Raw genomic sequence first — 14,740 nt, 5'->3', positions numbered from 1 at the left:
TTTTTTTGCTTCTTGCGCTACGTCAGTTTACTTACTACAAGTAATGGGTAGTATGTACGCCGGCTATTTCCTCACTCTGAAGAGATAGCTACTAATAGAAAGTCCTTGAAGGGGAACACGATGAACAACGTTCTGAAATTCTCTGCTCTGGCTCTGGCCGCAGTTCTGGCTACCGGTTGCAGCAGCGTATCCAAAGAAACCGAAGCTCGTCTGACTGCTACTGAAGACGCAGCAGCTCGCTCCCAGGCTCGTGCAGACGAAGCCTACCGTAAAGCTGATGAAGCTCTGGCTGCTGCTCAAAAAGCACAACAGACTGCTGACGAAGCTAACGAGCGCGCTCTGCGCATGCTTGAAAAAGCTAGCCGCAAGTAATAGTCCCTCGGGATTGTTATCAAGCCGATCCATTTTTGGGTCGGCTTTTTTATTGCCCGGACTTTCCTGCAGGCAATAAAAAACCCGTCGAAACCAGAGGCTCCGACGGGCTTTTGCAGCCGTGATTACTGCTCTGGATCTACGGGAACGGAAGATACCGTCGGTGCGGAAACAGGCACCGCGATCTCCACCGGCAGACCATCCTCGGCCGCGACAACATCACGCACCACATCCCAATTCATGCGCAGGCTGTTCGCCAGGTCTTCGCGCTTGAGCAAGGCATTGATCACTGCGGTGTGCTTGTCGACCACCGACGGGTTGCCATTGTCATCCAGTGGCGTGTGCGCCTCCAGATAGACCTTGCCACCGCTGACGCCAAACTTGTAAGGGTCGTTGAGAATTCGTACCGAGGTACCCACCGGCACCATGCCGGCCATTTCCAGCACGTTGTTATTGAACATGCGGAAACAGCCGTGACTGGTGCGCATGCCAATCCCGAATTTCTTGTTCGAGCCGTGAATCAGGTAACCCGGAGTTCCCAGGGTGAACTTGAATGGGCCCAGCGGGTTGTCCGGACCGGCCGGCACCACGTTTGGCAGCGGGTCACCGTCGGCCGCATGCTCGGCCTTGATCGAAGCAGGAGGCGTCCAGGTCGGGTTCGGGGTTTTGGCCACAATGCTGGTGTGCGCAATCGGCGAACCCCAGCCTTCGCGGCCGATGCCCAGGGGGAAGGTGTAAACGACGTTACGTCCCTTGGGGAAGTAATACAGCCGATATTCGGCCAGGTTGATCACGATGCCCTCGCGCGGGCCCGGCGGCAGAATGAATCGGGTCGGCAGAACCACTTCCGTACCCGCTCCCGGCAACCAGGGATCGACGCCCGGGTTGGCCGCCACCATTTCCAGATAACCCAGGTCGTAAGTCGTTCCCAGATCGGCAAAGGTGTCTTCGTACTTGGCCTTGATCACCTGCACCTGGCCCACGATGTCTTCGCCGGGGGGTGGTAGAGGCAACTCCAGTGCGGCAACCGGGCCTGCCACACAAAGTGCGGCAAGCGTCAGGCAGCGGGTGACGGCAGGAAAACGCGGCAACATCCGGAAAATCCTTCGCATGATCAACGGGTGAGAAAAAAGCGATTGTACACCGCAGCTTCCCGCTTCGGCAGTTGGCTGGGGTAAGCGTAGCTACAGGCCATCCGATGGCGAATGTTCAAAGTTCGAAGCGCAGTTCAGGCCAGATCGGTGGGGTGCCGCGCTTCTGCGACTCGAGAATTGCGCGGCAGAGCGGGCACAGGCGCTGCTCCTGAAAAATGGTGCGGTCCACGCTCGACCAGCGCGGCTGGGCGGGTAGCAAAGAGCCACATAACGTCCGGTCGGCAGCACCACCGAGTTCCAATTGACGCGTGACCAAGTGCACCCGAACTTCCTGGCAGGCAAACAGATCCAGCTGTTCGTCAGGCTCGATCAGTTGATAGGCAAACAGGGACCAGGCAGGACGCGGCATTGGGGGCTCCAAATCGGGGGCGCCACATTAGCCGAAACACTGCCACTAGAAAAGCGTCAAAGCAGCGGTTTTAGCGTCGGCCAGACATTTTCCAGCAACTTGCCCTGGGCCGCAGCCGCCGGGTGCAGACCATCGGCCTGCATCAGCTCGGGAATGCCGCCGATCCCTTGCAGAAAAAACGGCACCAGGGCGATTTTCTTCTCGCTGGCCAGGTTGCTGTAGACCTCGGCAAATGCCTGGGTATAACGCACGCCATAGTTGGGAGGTAGCTGCATGCCCAGTAGTAGCACCTTGGCACCGCTGGCTTTTGAGCTATCAATCATCGACGCAAGATTTTGTTGCAATTGCGTTGGCAGTTGACCGCGCAGCCCATCGTTGCCCCCGAGCTCCAGGATCACCACATCCGGCTTATGCTCTGTGAGCAGCCCAGGCAGCCGCGCCAAGCCCCCCGCGCTGGTGTCGCCGCTGATCGATGCATTGATCACCTTGTCGTTGAAACCTTCGTCCTTGAGCCGCTGCTCCAGCAGGGTCACCCACCCTTGTCGGGTATCCAGGCCGAAAGCCGCACTGATACTATCGCCAACGATCAGGACTGTACCCGCCGCTGCGTTCTGGGCCATGCACATCAAGGCCAGGCCAGCACTCAAAAACCACACACGCATCGGACTCTCCATGGGCGCAAGCATTCTCACTGCGCGGAACCTTAGCAAAGTGGTTCCCAGCGCGGAAGGTGAACTGACCATCCTGCACCAACTCAGCCTGGAACTGAACAAGGGCGATAGCCTGGCCATCGTCGGTGCATCAGGCTCCGGCAAATCCACGCTCCTGGGCCTGCTGGCCGGGCTCGACTTGCCCAGCAGCGGTGAAGTCACGCTTGCGGGCCAGGCCCTGAGCACCCTGGATGAGGATCAACGAGCACGCATCCGTGCCGAACACGTGGGTTTTGTCTTTCAGTCATTTCAATTGCTCGACAGCCTCAATGCACTGGAAAACGTCATGCTGCCGCTGGAGCTGGACGGTCGCAAGGATGCTCGCGAGCGTGCGACCCAATTGCTGCAACGGGTGGGCCTGGGCCAGCGCCTGACCCACTCACCGCGCCAACTCTCCGGCGGCGAACAGCAGCGGGTCGCGATCGCCCGGGCATTTGCGGCCGAGCCCGACGTTTTGTTTGCCGATGAACCGACCGGCAACCTCGACAGCCACACCGGCGAGCGTATCTGCGACCTGCTGTTCGAGCTCAATAAAGAACGCGGCACCACATTGGTACTGGTCACTCACGACGAACGCCTGGCACATCGCTGCCGGCGCCTGATCCGCCTTGAAGCCGGCCTGCTGGTCGCCCCTCTGGAGCCTTGATGGCACGCCTGCCGCTGTTGCGCCTGTTCAGCCTCGCCCTGCGTCAACTGCTGCGCGATGCACGCGCCGGTGAGTTGAGGGTGTTGTTCTTCGCCTTGCTGGTGGCCGTTGCGGCCAGCACCGCCATCGGCTATTTCGGCGCCCGCCTGAACGGCGCCATGTTGCTGCGCGCCACCGAATTCCTCGGTGCCGACCTGTTGCTCGAGGGCAGCTCGCCGGCACGCCCGGAGCAGATCCAGAGCGGCCGGGAACTGGGGCTGGAGCATGCGCAGATCGTGGAGTTCTCCAGCGTCGTCGCCACCGACAAAGGCATCCAGCTGTCCAGCATCAAAGCGGCGGATGAGGTCTATCCATTACGTGGCGAGCTGAAAAGCGCACCGGCGCCCTACGCCGCCGAAGAGTCAGGGGGTGGACCGAAGCCAGGTGAGGCCTGGGTCGAATCGCGCCTATTGGCCGCGCTGGACTTGAAGATTGGCGACAGCATCGACGTGGGCATGAAGACTCTGCGCCTGGCCCGAGTGCTGACCTACGAGCCGGACCGTGCCGGTAACTTCTATAGCCTGACGCCGCGGGTGCTGATTAATTTGTCCGACCTGGCGGCCACGGGCGTGGTGCAGCCCGGTAGTCGGGTCAGCTACAAGGAGCTATGGCGCGGCACCGCTCCGGCGCTGGAAACCTATCGACAATTGATCAAACCAGGGCTGGCGGCCAATCAGCGCTTGCAGGATGCACGCGACGGCAACCAGCAGATCGGCGGCGCCCTGGGCAAGGCCGAGCGCTACCTGAACATGGCCAGCCTGGTAGCCGTATTGCTATCGGGCGTCGCGGTGGCACTGTCGGCCACGCGCTTCGCCACCCGGCGCTTCGATGCCAGCGCCCTGCTGCGCTGCCTTGGCTTGTCCAGGCGTGAAACCATGCTGTTGTTCAGTGTGCAGTTGGCCGTCCTTGGTCTGCTGGCCAGCCTCAGCGGCGCGCTGATAGGGTGGCTGGCTCAACTCGGATTGTTCGCCCTGCTGCATGAGCTCTTGCCCAGTGATGTACCGCCGGGTGGATGGCTGCCGGCGGTCGCCGGGATCGGCACCGGGCTGGTGGCACTCGCCGGCTTCGCCCTGCCGCCGCTGGCCGCTCTGGGTCGTGTTCCGCCATTACGGGTGTTACGTCGCGATCTGCTGCCCATCCCTTCCAGCACCTGGATGGTCTATGGCGCGGCCCTGCTCGCCCTGGGCCTGATCATGTGGCGCCTGAGCCTGGATCTGGTGCTGACCTTCGCCTTGCTCGGCGGTGGTGTGGTGGCCGCGGTGGTGCTGGGCGGGCTTCTGCTGCTCGCCCTGCAAAGCCTGCGACGCCTGTTGGCTCGCGCCTCGCTGCCGTGGCGCCTGGGCCTGGGACAGTTGCTGCGCCACCCACTGGCGGCTGCGGGCCAATCCCTGGCATTCGGCCTGATTCTATTGTCGATGGCGCTGATCGCCCTATTGCGCGGCGAGCTACTGGATACCTGGCAGAATCAGCTACCGAAAAATGCCCCCAACTACTTCGCGCTGAATATCCTCCCCGCCGATAAACAGGCCTTCACCGATCGTCTGGTGGCACTCTCCGCACCTTCGGCACCGCTGTACCCGGTAGTACCGGGGCGACTAATCAGCATCAACGGCGAGCCGGTCAGGGATATCGTCAGCAAAGACTCCAGCGGCGATCGCGCAGTTCAGCGCGACCTGAGCCTGACCTGGGCCGCCGACTTGCCACAAGGCAATAGCATCACGGCAGGGAGCTGGTGGTCGAGCCAGCCGCAAGGCGATCTGCCCGGCGTCTCGGTGGAAAACAAGGTCGCAGAAAGCCTGAAGCTCAAAATCGGCGATCGGCTGACCTTCACCGTCGGCGGCATCAATCGCGAAGCCCAGGTCACCAGCCTGCGCAAAATCAACTGGGATAACTTCCAGCCCAACTTCTTCATGATCTTCCAGCCGGGCACCTTGAAAGATCTCCCCGCGACCTACCTGACCAGCTTTTACCTGGCGGCCGGGCATGACCAACAGATCGTCGAGCTGTCCCGGGCCTTTCCGGCAGTGACCATCCTTCAGGTGGAGGCCTTGCTGGAGCAACTGCGCAGCATCCTCGCCCAGGTGACCCTGGCGGTGGAATACGTCTTGTTGTTTGTCCTGGCTGCCGGGATGACCGTCCTCTTCTCCGGCCTGCAGGCCACCCTTGACGAGCGTATTCGCCAAGGTGCGCTGTTGCGGGCCTTGGGGGCGGAACGGCGGTTGCTGGTTAAAGCGCGGCGTATCGAGTTCGGCCTGCTCGGCGCTGTCAGTGGCCTGCTGGCTGCTCTGGGTTCTGAGCTGGTGAGCCTGGTGCTCTACCGCTATGCCTTCGATCTGCCTTGGCACCCACATCCGTGGTTGCTGGTGTTGCCGCTGATCGGTGCGGCGCTGGTTGGCGGCGCGGGGGTTTTCGGCACCCGGCGGGCCTTGAATGCCAGCCCACTGACGGTACTGCGCGAAGGCTGAAGGCCAAGGCCCGTCTCAGACAGCGACGGGCCTACTTTTGATACTCGATTCGATTGATCCACCAGCAGGTTTCACCTCCCGGCGTAGGAACAATCGCTTCATCCCCCTCTTGCTTCTTCAACAGCGCTCGCGCCATTGGCGAGTCGATGGAGATGTAATCCTTCTGCCCGTATATCTCGTCATAACCAACAATACGAAAGCGCTTGGTCTCCCCCTCTTCATTCTCCACCTCGACCCAGGCGCCGAAGAACACCCGCCCCTCCTGCTCCGGCGCGTATGAAACCACGCGCATGTCTTCCAGGCGCTTGCGTATGTAGCGCACCCGGCGATCAATCTCTCGCAGCAGCTTCTTGTTGTACTGGTAATCGGCGTTTTCACTTCTGTCACCCAGTGACGCAGCCCAGGTGACTTTGCGGGTAGTGTCGGGACGCTTTTCCCGCCATAGATAGTCGAGCTCTTTCTTGAGAGCCTCATGACCTTCCTGGGTAATCAGTTTTGTACTCAATTGCTTAATCACCACCCGCAATGAACCGACCATGAATCTCACGATTTGGCCTGAGGCCGAACAACCTGCCTGGCCGGACCTAAGTCCAGGGCCCAGCCTACTTGAGAAAAACCGATGATAAATCACTGCGGAAAAGTAGCTAGCCCTAATCCTTGTGGTGGACGAGGCAGCCACATCAACCGATCTCTATCTGGGATGGTTTGAAAGAGGAAAATGACGCCCTGGTCTTTCAACAAGATCAGGGCTCAATAGCGGTACCTGGAATCAGGCAGAGGCAGGCTTCAAATGACGCGATTCACCCTTACAGCGCGCTCAGACCACGCCATCAGGAGAACACTCGCCCTCACCAAGGGGAAGGCTGGAAATGGCATGGAGGCTGTTGTTGAAAGTCACCGTTTCGTTGAAGTCTTTCACAATGCTGCTGAGCTTTTTCTTGGCATTGGTCAGTTGTTTCAAGCGCTCTACCAATTCAGCAGTCTTTTTCTGTATATCCAGCTCACGCACTTCCAACTTCAGATCCCGGGCGCGTTGCTGCTTGGGTAGTGGCTGATACCGACATCCTGGATAACCGCATGTGGGTCAAGGCAGGGAATGAATCGGATTCTCAGGCACCGCAGGTCTGGTCAGATAACGAAGCGTTCGTAGTGAACATTCTGAGTGACTTCCATGCACAGAGCGCTTTGCTGAATCCGCGATCGCAACCGCGGAACCAGCCGACTTTTACTCGGATTGAAAAATTGATCGAAGAGAACGAAGAGCGCTTTCGCGAGAAGACTGAAAAGCTCGAAGCACCTCTGACTCAGACGGATGCCGAGTTAACCGCGCTATACGCTCTCAGCCCTCCAATCGAGGCAGAGGAATGGACTCCCAAGGGCACAACAACACAAGCGGACCATCAACAAAGCCAACAAATACGCAAATCATTAAGAGACCTGCAACTGCAGCTCAACAATGAAATTGCCTCACTGGGAAGAGCAATCAAGCTGATCAATATCTTTACGATGCCGCTGCTACTTCTCCTGATCGCCATTTACGTAAAACGCCGACATCCTCGTTGAAGTACTCGCAGTCATCGAGAGAGGTGACTGCGCGCTGAGTTAACAATCTGCCCTTTTTGGCATCGCGCGCACCAAAACTATCAGATTAGTCCGATTCATTTTTCAGACCAGTCAGATCATCGTAAGGCTCAAGCAGCCACTTTTCGAACGATCACCCGCCCATTACGACCCGGCAATGAGCGCACAACAACAAAAACGAAACCGCGCACTTTGCAGTGCTCGGACGACATTTCCCACTACCTTAGACTCGAGGGGAACCTGTTCATGGGAAACATCATTATCGTCGACGATCATCCGCTGATCAGACTGGCCATAAGGTCGATACTTGAACCCCATCAACACACGATCATTGCCGAAGCAAGCAACGGAGCCGATGCCGTACAGCTGGTGCGCAAACACGTTCCGGACCTGTTGATTCTGGATTTGGGCATTCCCAATCTGGATGGCTTTTCGGTCATCGCCCATATCAAGTCAGCACACCTGCAAGTCAAGACTCTGGTACTGACCTCCAGTGATTCGAAGAACTTCGCCTTGCGTTGCCTGCAAGCAGGTGCCGCAGGCTTTCTGTGCAAAACCGAAAACCTCAATGAGCTGGCCAATGCGGTCAAGGCGATTTTGTCGGGCTATAGCTACTTCCCCGAAGACACGATCAATATCCTGCAGCAGAACAACACGGCGGCTTGCCAGGAAAGCGTGTTGATTTCACGACTCACAGATCGTGAAATTACCGTCTTGAGGTTGTTGGCAACAGGGCTGAATAACCAGCAGATCGCCGACGCACTGTTGATCAGCCACAAGACTGTAAGCACTTACAAAGTGCGCTTATTGAAACGTTTCAATATTTCCAACCTGGTCGCGCTGGTTGATCTGGCGAAACGTAACGCGATTGTTTAAACAGCGCGAACCCATCCAACGAAACTCGCCATCAGCCGTGCCAGGAGTGGTTACAGCCGGTCTTGAGGGCGAGTAATCAATCCCTGGCGCGCAACACGGGTCAGCTGCTTGATGACTTCAGCAGTGTTTTCGGCACTAGGAGCCTGGATGACCGCGAGGTCAAAACTGTCGTTGGAGAAACGAGCCAGGGACTCCCCCTCTTCGACAAACTGGATCAGGAAAGCCGAAGGCCTGCCAGTGCGTCGCGGCCAACCGTCCAGGTATCGCAATAGAGTGGGTTGGTGCTTGCCAGCCAGAAGGATTTTCGGATTGCGCTGCACAAGGTTCGCCGTGATCGGCGCAAGACGTACAAGGGGGCGTATTGCATTCATCGTGTCGTGTCTCTGCCTCAAGTTTCTGCCGGGCAGGTGAGAGGCAACACCGAACCAGCGCTTTAGCGGTATTTCGAAGCCTTCTTCAAGCTTCTAACGACAATCTTTCGATCATCTGGCGCCCCGCAAGTAGCTGTTTAAATCGGCGCATGAGCAGCATCCTAGAGAAGCCCATAGGCCAGTGTCAAGAACCTCCATAAACGAAAAAGGCCCGCATCAGGCGGGCCTTTCCAGTGATACGCCAAGCGCTACTTGGTGATCGCCGCATCCAGCGAAAGCTTGCCCGCGCCCTCAAGCAATACCGCCACGGTGCCACCAAGCAATGCCAGGGCAAACTCATAACCGTTGTTAGCCATGAACAAACCGTTGCTGATGTGCACCGAGAAGATCGCCACCAGCAAGGTAAAGGACAGGCCCAAAGCTGCCGGGCGAGCCAACAGGCCGATAATCAATGCCAGGCCACCAAAGAACTCCGTTCCCCCCGCCAGCAACGCCATCAAATGACCTGGAGCCAGGCCGATACTTTCCATCCATTGCGCGGTGCCGGTCAGGCCATAACCGCCAAACAGACCGAAGAGTTTTTGTGAGCCATGGGCTGCGAAAATGATGCCGACAAAAATACGCAATACGGTCAGGCCAAAGCCAGCGCGGGTGCTCAGTACGTTTTTGATCAGTGGGCTCATGCTGTGTAGTCCTTGTTTAAGGTGGGAAGTTGGTCGCCATACTAATCAGTTTTTATCATGTTAAAAGCGCAAAAAACCCGCCATAACAATCAATTTTATCGATTACTTGCGTGACGCGACGTTTCTTGCCTGGGGCTCCAACGAATCCCTTTCACGGTCGAAGGCCAGATAATATTTATTGACGCTATTAACATAGCTGACGGCCCCCATTCCCACCTGTTCCATGGCGATACGCTCCACCTGGAAAAACCACTGATTAGGGTTCAAGCCACGGCGCTTGGCCTCGGTACGCATGCCTTGGACCCGCTCAGGCCCCATGTTGTAAGCCGCCAGCACGAAGGCCATGCGTTCACGCTCATTAAGCTTGGGGCTGGCGAAAAACTTACGTCGGATCAACGCCAGGTATTTGGCCCCGGCCTGAACATTGTTATCCAGGGTCTGAATATCATCCACGCCTACCCGTTGCGCCGCAGATGAGGTGATCTGCATCAGGCCGGTCGGACCTGCGCCGCTGCGGGCGCTGGGCTGCAAGGCAGACTCCTTGAATGCCAGGGCCGCCAGGTTCAGCCAGTCCATCCCCTGTTCCTTTGCGTGCTTCTGCAACACTGGTCGCAGCTTTTCCAGACGCTGGCGGTCGGCGCGAGCCAAGGGGTAATGCACCTGGTACAGACGCCGGTAGATGCGCAAAAACGCCACATCCTGATCGGCCGGGGTTTTGTAAGTCTTCAGAAAGCGGTCGATGCTCGCACGCAGCATCGATGCGTCCCGGCGCACAAACCAGTGCTCCTCGCCCGGCTCGCTAATAAGAACCTGACGATCGAAGCGCAACTTGGGCAGGATCTTGCCCCAACGTTCAGCAATCGGTTGTTCAACAATGGTCAGGTGGAAAATCCCGCCCTGGACCATTTCCAGTACATCCTCCACCGCCAGGCTGGGATCAACCCACTCCACTTTCACCGGCGCCAATTTGTGCAGCGCCAGCTTCTGATTGATCTGGCTGATGGCGTCGCCGGCAACGCTGCCGGTGGTCAGCGCCAGGGTTTTGCCGGACAGCTGTTCCAGCCGGGTATAGCGGCGCTCGCCCTTGATCCCCACCAGAAGCAGCGGCACGTTACTGGCAATGGGATCACTGGGGCTCACGGCCTGTCCTGGCTGTGCCTCAAGCAATTCGCCCGGCGCGACCAGGTCACCTTCGCCACGTTGCAAGGCGCCAAGCAGCTGATCCTTGGACTTAGGAATGATCTTGAGGTTGATTTCCTGGCCATCGCGGGCGTGACCATTCAGGTACTGCTCGAAGGCGCGCAATCGGTGGTACTCGACACCAATCGCCTGGCCCTGGACTTCCCCCGAGCTATTGCGACTCTGATTGACCAGCACCCGCAACACCCGGCTACTGCGAATCTCCGCCAGATCGCGAACCTTGCTCGAGGCCACGATTTCCGGTGGCCCAGCCAAACGTGCCACCGCCGGTAACGGCAGCCACAGCGACAAGCACAGCGCAAACAAAACCGAGGGTCGGATCATCCGCTCTCCGGAAAGAATACTGGCCAACTCTTCAAGGAAGACTTGAGAGTCGGGGGTCAGAAACAGAGCGCCTTGAGCGCTGGCAAAGTGCGAAAGACGGGCACAGCAATGGCTGGGTTACCAGCCGAAGCTAACTTCCGACAGCAAAAGACAGCTTTAACTCGTTGTAGTTCTTGGCTTTTCTTATAAATCTACAGCTCTGATATGCTTTCCGGCCGCAGGCGGAGGTACACCATGCAACTCATCGATATCGGCGTCAACCTGACCAACCCAAGTTTCGCCGAAAAGCACCAGGCTGTTCTCGACCGGGCGTACGCGGCAGGCGTGTGCCAATTGGTCCTGACCGGTACCAGCGTCGAGGGCAGTGAACAGGCTTTGGAATTGGCCCACCAGTTGGACGAAAGCGGCCAACGGCTGTTCACCACTGCCGGGATCCACCCCCACTCGGCCAGTGACTGGAATGCTGACAGTGCCCGCCGCCTGCGCGCCCTGCTCAATGAGACCCGGGGGCGTGCAGTGGGAGAATGCGGGCTGGATTTCAATCGGGACTTTTCGCCGCGCCCGCAGCAGGAAAAGGTGCTGGAGGAGCATTTGGCCCTGGCCGCAGACTTGCAGCTGCCGGTGTTCCTCCATGAACGCGACGCCAATCAGCGCATGCTGGATATTCTGCGCGACTTCCGCGATCGCTTGCCCGCCGCGGTGGTGCACTGCTTTACCGGCGAGCAGCGCGCGCTGTTCAGCTACCTCGACCTGGACTTGCATATTGGTATCACTGGCTGGATCTGCGACGAGCGCCGTGGCACGCATTTGCACCCGCTGGTTCGGGAAATTCCTCGGGGTCGCCTGATGCTGGAAAGTGACGCGCCCTACCTGCTACCACGCAGCCTTCGTCCCAAACCTAAAAATGGCCGCAACGAACCGGCCTACCTGACGGAGGTGCTGCGCGAAGTGGCCTTGCATCGCAACGAAAGCCAAGAGGACCTGGCCACCCACAGTACAGCCTGTTCCCGGGCATTCTTCGGCTTGCCGGATATTGCTTGACCCACATCAAGATTTGTCTGAGCAAGTAGCGGCACAATAATGGCACCTTGCCAATACTGTTTCGCTCAATCAGAGAAGACCTTCCATGGGTGCCTGGCTTAGCAACATCTCGCTGAAGTACAAATTCTGGGCGGTCAATGCGGTCGCCTTCGTTACTACCCTGCTGCTGGTGCTGTACGCCGTACAACTGGAGCAGCAGGCTCGCAGCCAGGCGTCTCAGGGTGCCGCTCAAGCCCAGGCACGGCTGCTCAACGCCTGGCCGGCTGGGCAGGCTTTGCCCCGTGCCGATCATTTACTGAGTTTTCAGCCCGGGCAGACGCCCTCTCTCAACGATCGTCCATTACCCGAACTGAACGGCGCCAAGGGCTGGGTCGAGTTCAGCCATATGCCCTTGTTCGGCGATAACCCACTGATGGGCGCTGAAGTCATCAGTCGTGCCGATGGCCAGCAGATCGCGGTACTCGCCTACGGCCCGAGCCTGAGTCAGGTGTTCAGCGAACGCTTCACCAACTACGCTGCTGCTGTATTCATCCTGATGTTCGCCATGCTGTGCGCCTCGCAACTGTTGATCCGCTTTCTGCTGAGCCAACTCAACACGCTCAAAGACGTGATGCTGCATGTTGAAAAGACCGGCGACCTTGCGGCCCGTGTTCCCCTGGCCTGCAAGGATGAAGTCGGGCAGATGGCGACAGCGTTCAACGCCATGCAGGCCGGCTATCAGCGCGTGGTCAACACCGTGGCCGATACCGCCCGACAGTTGGATGTGGGTGCCGCGCGCCTGGCGTCGAGCATGAACGACGTACGCCATGGCATGCTCGGCCAGCAAAGTGAAACCGACCAGGCGGCTACCGCGATCAATGAAATGTCGGCCACGGTCTACCACATCGCCCAACATGCCGGCGCAACCCGCGACCTGTCCCAGACTGCCGACACATTGGCTGGCAGCGGCCAGGAGGTGGTCAGTCGCGTGCAGAAATCCATCGCTGGGCTGTCCAGTGGCGTACAGCAGACCGCCGAGATGATCCAGCGCCTAGCCGAAGACAGCCAGAAAATCAACGGCGTGGTCAGTGTGATTCACAGCATCGCCGAACAGACCAACCTGCTGGCCCTCAACGCTGCGATCGAAGCGGCCCGCGCCGGGGAAATGGGTCGTGGTTTTGCCGTGGTTGCCGACGAGGTGCGCAACCTCGCCAAGCGCGTGCAAAGCTCAACCGATGAGATCACCACCATGGTTTCCGCCCTGCAGGCCGGAACCCGCGATGCGGTGGACTTCATGCAGGAAAGCTCGTTCAAGGCCGACGACTGCGTGCAACAGGCTCAGGAGGCTGGAGTCGCGCTGGCCGAAATAACCAGTGCCGTGGCGCAGATGCGTGAAAGCAATACCCAGATCGCGGTGGCCGCCGAGCAACAGAGCCAAGTGGCGGAAGAGATGAATCGTGCGGTGGTCAGCATCCGTGATGTGACCGAAAACACTGTGCAGCAAACCGTCGATTCGGCCACCACCAGCAACGAACTGGCGACCCTGGCCGGCGCCTTGAGCAAGGCGATCGGACAGCTGAAGCTTTAATCGCAGGTCATCGGCCAGCCCAGCCCTGTAAGGTTATCGGTTGGTCGCAAGGCGCGGGACTTGGCCGGTGTGAATCTCCCCCCAATAGCCTATCAACCCGATAGCAACGCTTGATTCGATGTTGCCCAACGTCGCCCCTATTCTTGATTCATCGGCTTCAGCAAATGAATCAAGGAGGGCAACATGGGCAAACGTCATCCCAACATCCCCGCATGGCAATGGCGCACCACCCCGGAAAGCCATCGCAACTCGGCCAACCTGGTATTGCAGTTGATTGCAGGCCCGTTATTTATCGTGGGTTTCCTGCTGATTGCATCAGGGGTGTTCGCGCCCAGCGCGGTCAATGTTGCTATCGGCGCAGTCGCGGTAGTCGCCGCTCTGTCGCTGCAACGTCGTGGTCACAGCCTGCAAGCCTGAAGTTGCGGGCCGTGCGGCACTGACAGGACTGTTCGCCAGCGCATTGGCAACCCTGTTAGCGACCCGTGTTCACTGCTGCCAAGTGGCCGGACGCTGTCCGCGCCACTCGGCAGCAAGGGGCTCAGGCGAAAATCGTTACCGTTTGCCGGCTCAAGGCGATCAATCGGCCTTCCGGGCTCCAAAGCGCGGCGGCGGCATGACCATAACCATCGCGTGCATGCTCGATGTGCACGCAGTACTTGCACCAGTCCAGGGTGCTCAACTCCAGCAATGGCTGAACGAACTCAATAGTCCAGGTCAGGGTGCTGCCCGCCGCCGGTTTGCGCAGGTGCGGCAACAACGCCGGCGGCCAGGCATCGACCAGGGCGAGAATATGCGCCTCGGTCAGCGGCTCCTCCTTCACGTCTCCGCGCAATCGAACCCAACCACCCATGTCACGGGATTGATTACCGGTAAAGGGCAGGCCGCCGATGCTCCAGCGCATCGCCAAGTGGCGCATGAACTCGGGCGTTACCCCCTTGATATAGGGCAGCTCCTGGCACTCATCCCAGTGTTTCATTTCCGGTGCCGGTTGCGCCTCGACGCTGACCTCGGAGGCCCGGGAAGCGCCGAAACTCCCCTGCACCAAAGTCACCACCTGCCCGTTCTGCATCGCCCGGCCCAATACTTGGCTGACGGCCTTGCCCTCGCGTAGCACATCCACTTCGAAACTCACCGGCACATCCGGCTCGACCGGCCCGACAAAGGTAATAGCCAACGAACGTACAGGACGATCGGCCGTAACCCTGGCGCGCATGGCTTCGTACTGCAAGGCCACCACCAGGCCCCCAAAACTCGCCCGCCCCTGGGCCCACTCGGCCGGGATAGACAGCTGCTGGGGATTCTGGCGAACGGCATCAAGCAAATCGAAAAAGCGCATGGAAACCTCGAGAGCGGAAAAGAACT

At 58.9% G+C, this 14,740-nt stretch carries 16 protein-coding genes and 1 pseudogene; 8 read left to right on the top strand and 9 right to left on the bottom strand.

Annotated elements, in window-relative coordinates; genetic code table 11:
* Nucleotides 1-120: 120 nt before the first annotated feature.
* Entirely contained in the window at nt 121-372 is a 252-nt protein-coding gene (gene oprI, locus CF161_RS32510; RefSeq protein ID WP_003172710.1) for an outer membrane lipoprotei OprI, read from the top strand.
* A gap of 125 nt (nt 373-497) precedes the next feature.
* Here the strand turns inward: oprI and CF161_RS26325 are convergent, their stop codons facing one another.
* The 3 genes from CF161_RS26325 to CF161_RS26315 all read right to left on the bottom strand — a co-directional run bounded on the left by CF161_RS26325 (nt 498) and on the right by CF161_RS26315 (nt 2,537).
* Nucleotides 498-1,466 carry a L,D-transpeptidase family protein gene (locus tag CF161_RS26325; protein WP_020299678.1) on the bottom strand — a complete coding sequence of 323 codons (969 nt, stop codon included), beginning with the start codon at nt 1,464-1,466 and terminating at the stop codon, nt 498-500.
* 115 nt (nt 1,467-1,581) lie between these two features.
* The gene (locus CF161_RS26320; RefSeq protein ID WP_020299677.1) at nt 1,582-1,875 is read right to left on the bottom strand and encodes a hypothetical protein; all 294 of its coding nucleotides are present in this window, start codon (nt 1,873-1,875) and stop codon (nt 1,582-1,584) included.
* 56 nt (nt 1,876-1,931) lie between these two features.
* On the bottom strand, nt 1,932-2,537 hold the full coding sequence (locus tag CF161_RS26315; protein ID WP_020299676.1) for an arylesterase: 606 nt from the start codon (nt 2,535-2,537) through the stop codon (nt 1,932-1,934).
* A 10-nt stretch (nt 2,538-2,547) separates the two neighbouring features.
* Here CF161_RS26315 and CF161_RS26310 point away from each other — a divergent pair, with 10 nt between their 5' ends.
* Together CF161_RS26310 and CF161_RS26305 are read left to right on the top strand one after the other, a co-directional pair.
* Nucleotides 2,548-3,231 (top strand): ABC transporter ATP-binding protein, encoded by a 684-nt coding sequence (locus CF161_RS26310; RefSeq protein ID WP_020299675.1) that lies wholly within the window; start codon nt 2,548-2,550, stop codon nt 3,229-3,231.
* The gene (locus CF161_RS26305) at nt 3,231-5,735 is read left to right on the top strand and encodes an ABC transporter permease (protein ID WP_020299674.1); all 2,505 of its coding nucleotides are present in this window, start codon (nt 3,231-3,233) and stop codon (nt 5,733-5,735) included. Before CF161_RS26310 ends, CF161_RS26305 begins: the two co-directional genes overlap by 1 nt.
* A 31-nt stretch (nt 5,736-5,766) precedes the next feature.
* Here CF161_RS26305 and greB read toward each other — a convergent pair whose 3' ends face one another.
* Together greB and CF161_RS32935 are read right to left on the bottom strand one after the other, a co-directional pair.
* Complete coding sequence (greB, locus tag CF161_RS26300; protein WP_020299673.1) at nt 5,767-6,240, bottom strand: transcription elongation factor GreB; 474 nt, start codon at nt 6,238-6,240, stop codon at nt 5,767-5,769.
* A gap of 312 nt (nt 6,241-6,552) precedes the next feature.
* The gene (locus CF161_RS32935) at nt 6,553-6,750 is read right to left on the bottom strand and encodes a hypothetical protein (protein WP_177326805.1); all 198 of its coding nucleotides are present in this window, start codon (nt 6,748-6,750) and stop codon (nt 6,553-6,555) included.
* Between the two features lie 62 nt (nt 6,751-6,812).
* Between CF161_RS32935 and CF161_RS26290 the strand changes: the two genes are divergently transcribed.
* Complete coding sequence (locus tag CF161_RS26290) at nt 6,813-7,298, top strand: hypothetical protein (protein ID WP_020299671.1); 486 nt, start codon at nt 6,813-6,815, stop codon at nt 7,296-7,298.
* A 264-nt stretch (nt 7,299-7,562) separates the two neighbouring features.
* Entirely contained in the window at nt 7,563-8,192 is a 630-nt protein-coding gene (locus tag CF161_RS26285) for a response regulator transcription factor (protein WP_020299670.1), read from the top strand.
* A 50-nt stretch (nt 8,193-8,242) separates the two neighbouring features.
* On the opposite strand, the gene CF161_RS26280 is transcribed toward CF161_RS26285, so the two are convergent.
* From CF161_RS26280 to CF161_RS26270, 3 genes are all read right to left on the bottom strand, one after another.
* A complete protein-coding gene (locus CF161_RS26280) occupies nt 8,243-8,563 on the bottom strand; it encodes a hypothetical protein (RefSeq protein ID WP_020299669.1) in 321 nt (106 codons plus the stop codon).
* Nucleotides 8,564-8,811: 248 nt separating this feature from the next.
* The gene (locus CF161_RS26275; protein WP_020299668.1) at nt 8,812-9,246 is read right to left on the bottom strand and encodes a DoxX family protein; all 435 of its coding nucleotides are present in this window, start codon (nt 9,244-9,246) and stop codon (nt 8,812-8,814) included.
* Between the two features lie 102 nt (nt 9,247-9,348).
* A complete protein-coding gene (locus CF161_RS26270) occupies nt 9,349-10,770 on the bottom strand; it encodes a transglycosylase SLT domain-containing protein (RefSeq protein WP_020299667.1) in 1,422 nt (473 codons plus the stop codon).
* 234 nt (nt 10,771-11,004) lie between these two features.
* Between CF161_RS26270 and CF161_RS26265 the strand changes: the two genes are divergently transcribed.
* From CF161_RS26265 to CF161_RS26255, 3 genes and pseudogenes are all read left to right on the top strand, one after another.
* Nucleotides 11,005-11,811, top strand: coding sequence for a TatD family hydrolase (locus CF161_RS26265; RefSeq protein WP_020299666.1), 807 nt, complete (start codon nt 11,005-11,007; stop codon nt 11,809-11,811).
* An 85-nt stretch (nt 11,812-11,896) separates the two neighbouring features.
* Entirely contained in the window at nt 11,897-13,378 is a 1,482-nt protein-coding gene (locus CF161_RS26260) for a methyl-accepting chemotaxis protein (protein WP_020299665.1), read from the top strand.
* Nucleotides 13,379-13,561: 183 nt separating this feature from the next.
* A pseudogene (locus CF161_RS26255) lies at nt 13,562-13,792 on the top strand (terminase); the annotation flags it as partial.
* Between the two features lie 124 nt (nt 13,793-13,916).
* Here the strand turns inward: CF161_RS26255 and CF161_RS26250 are convergent.
* Nucleotides 13,917-14,714: an acyl-CoA thioesterase II gene (locus CF161_RS26250; protein ID WP_020299663.1), complete on the bottom strand. Its 798-nt coding sequence runs from the start codon at nt 14,712-14,714 to the stop codon at nt 13,917-13,919.
* Nucleotides 14,715-14,740: the final 26 nt, after the last annotated feature.

Source organism: Pseudomonas sp. CF161 (assembly GCF_000416215.1).
In the GTDB taxonomy this organism is placed as follows: domain Bacteria; phylum Pseudomonadota; class Gammaproteobacteria; order Pseudomonadales; family Pseudomonadaceae; genus Aquipseudomonas.
This window is presented reverse-complemented; position numbering and strand designations above follow the sequence as displayed.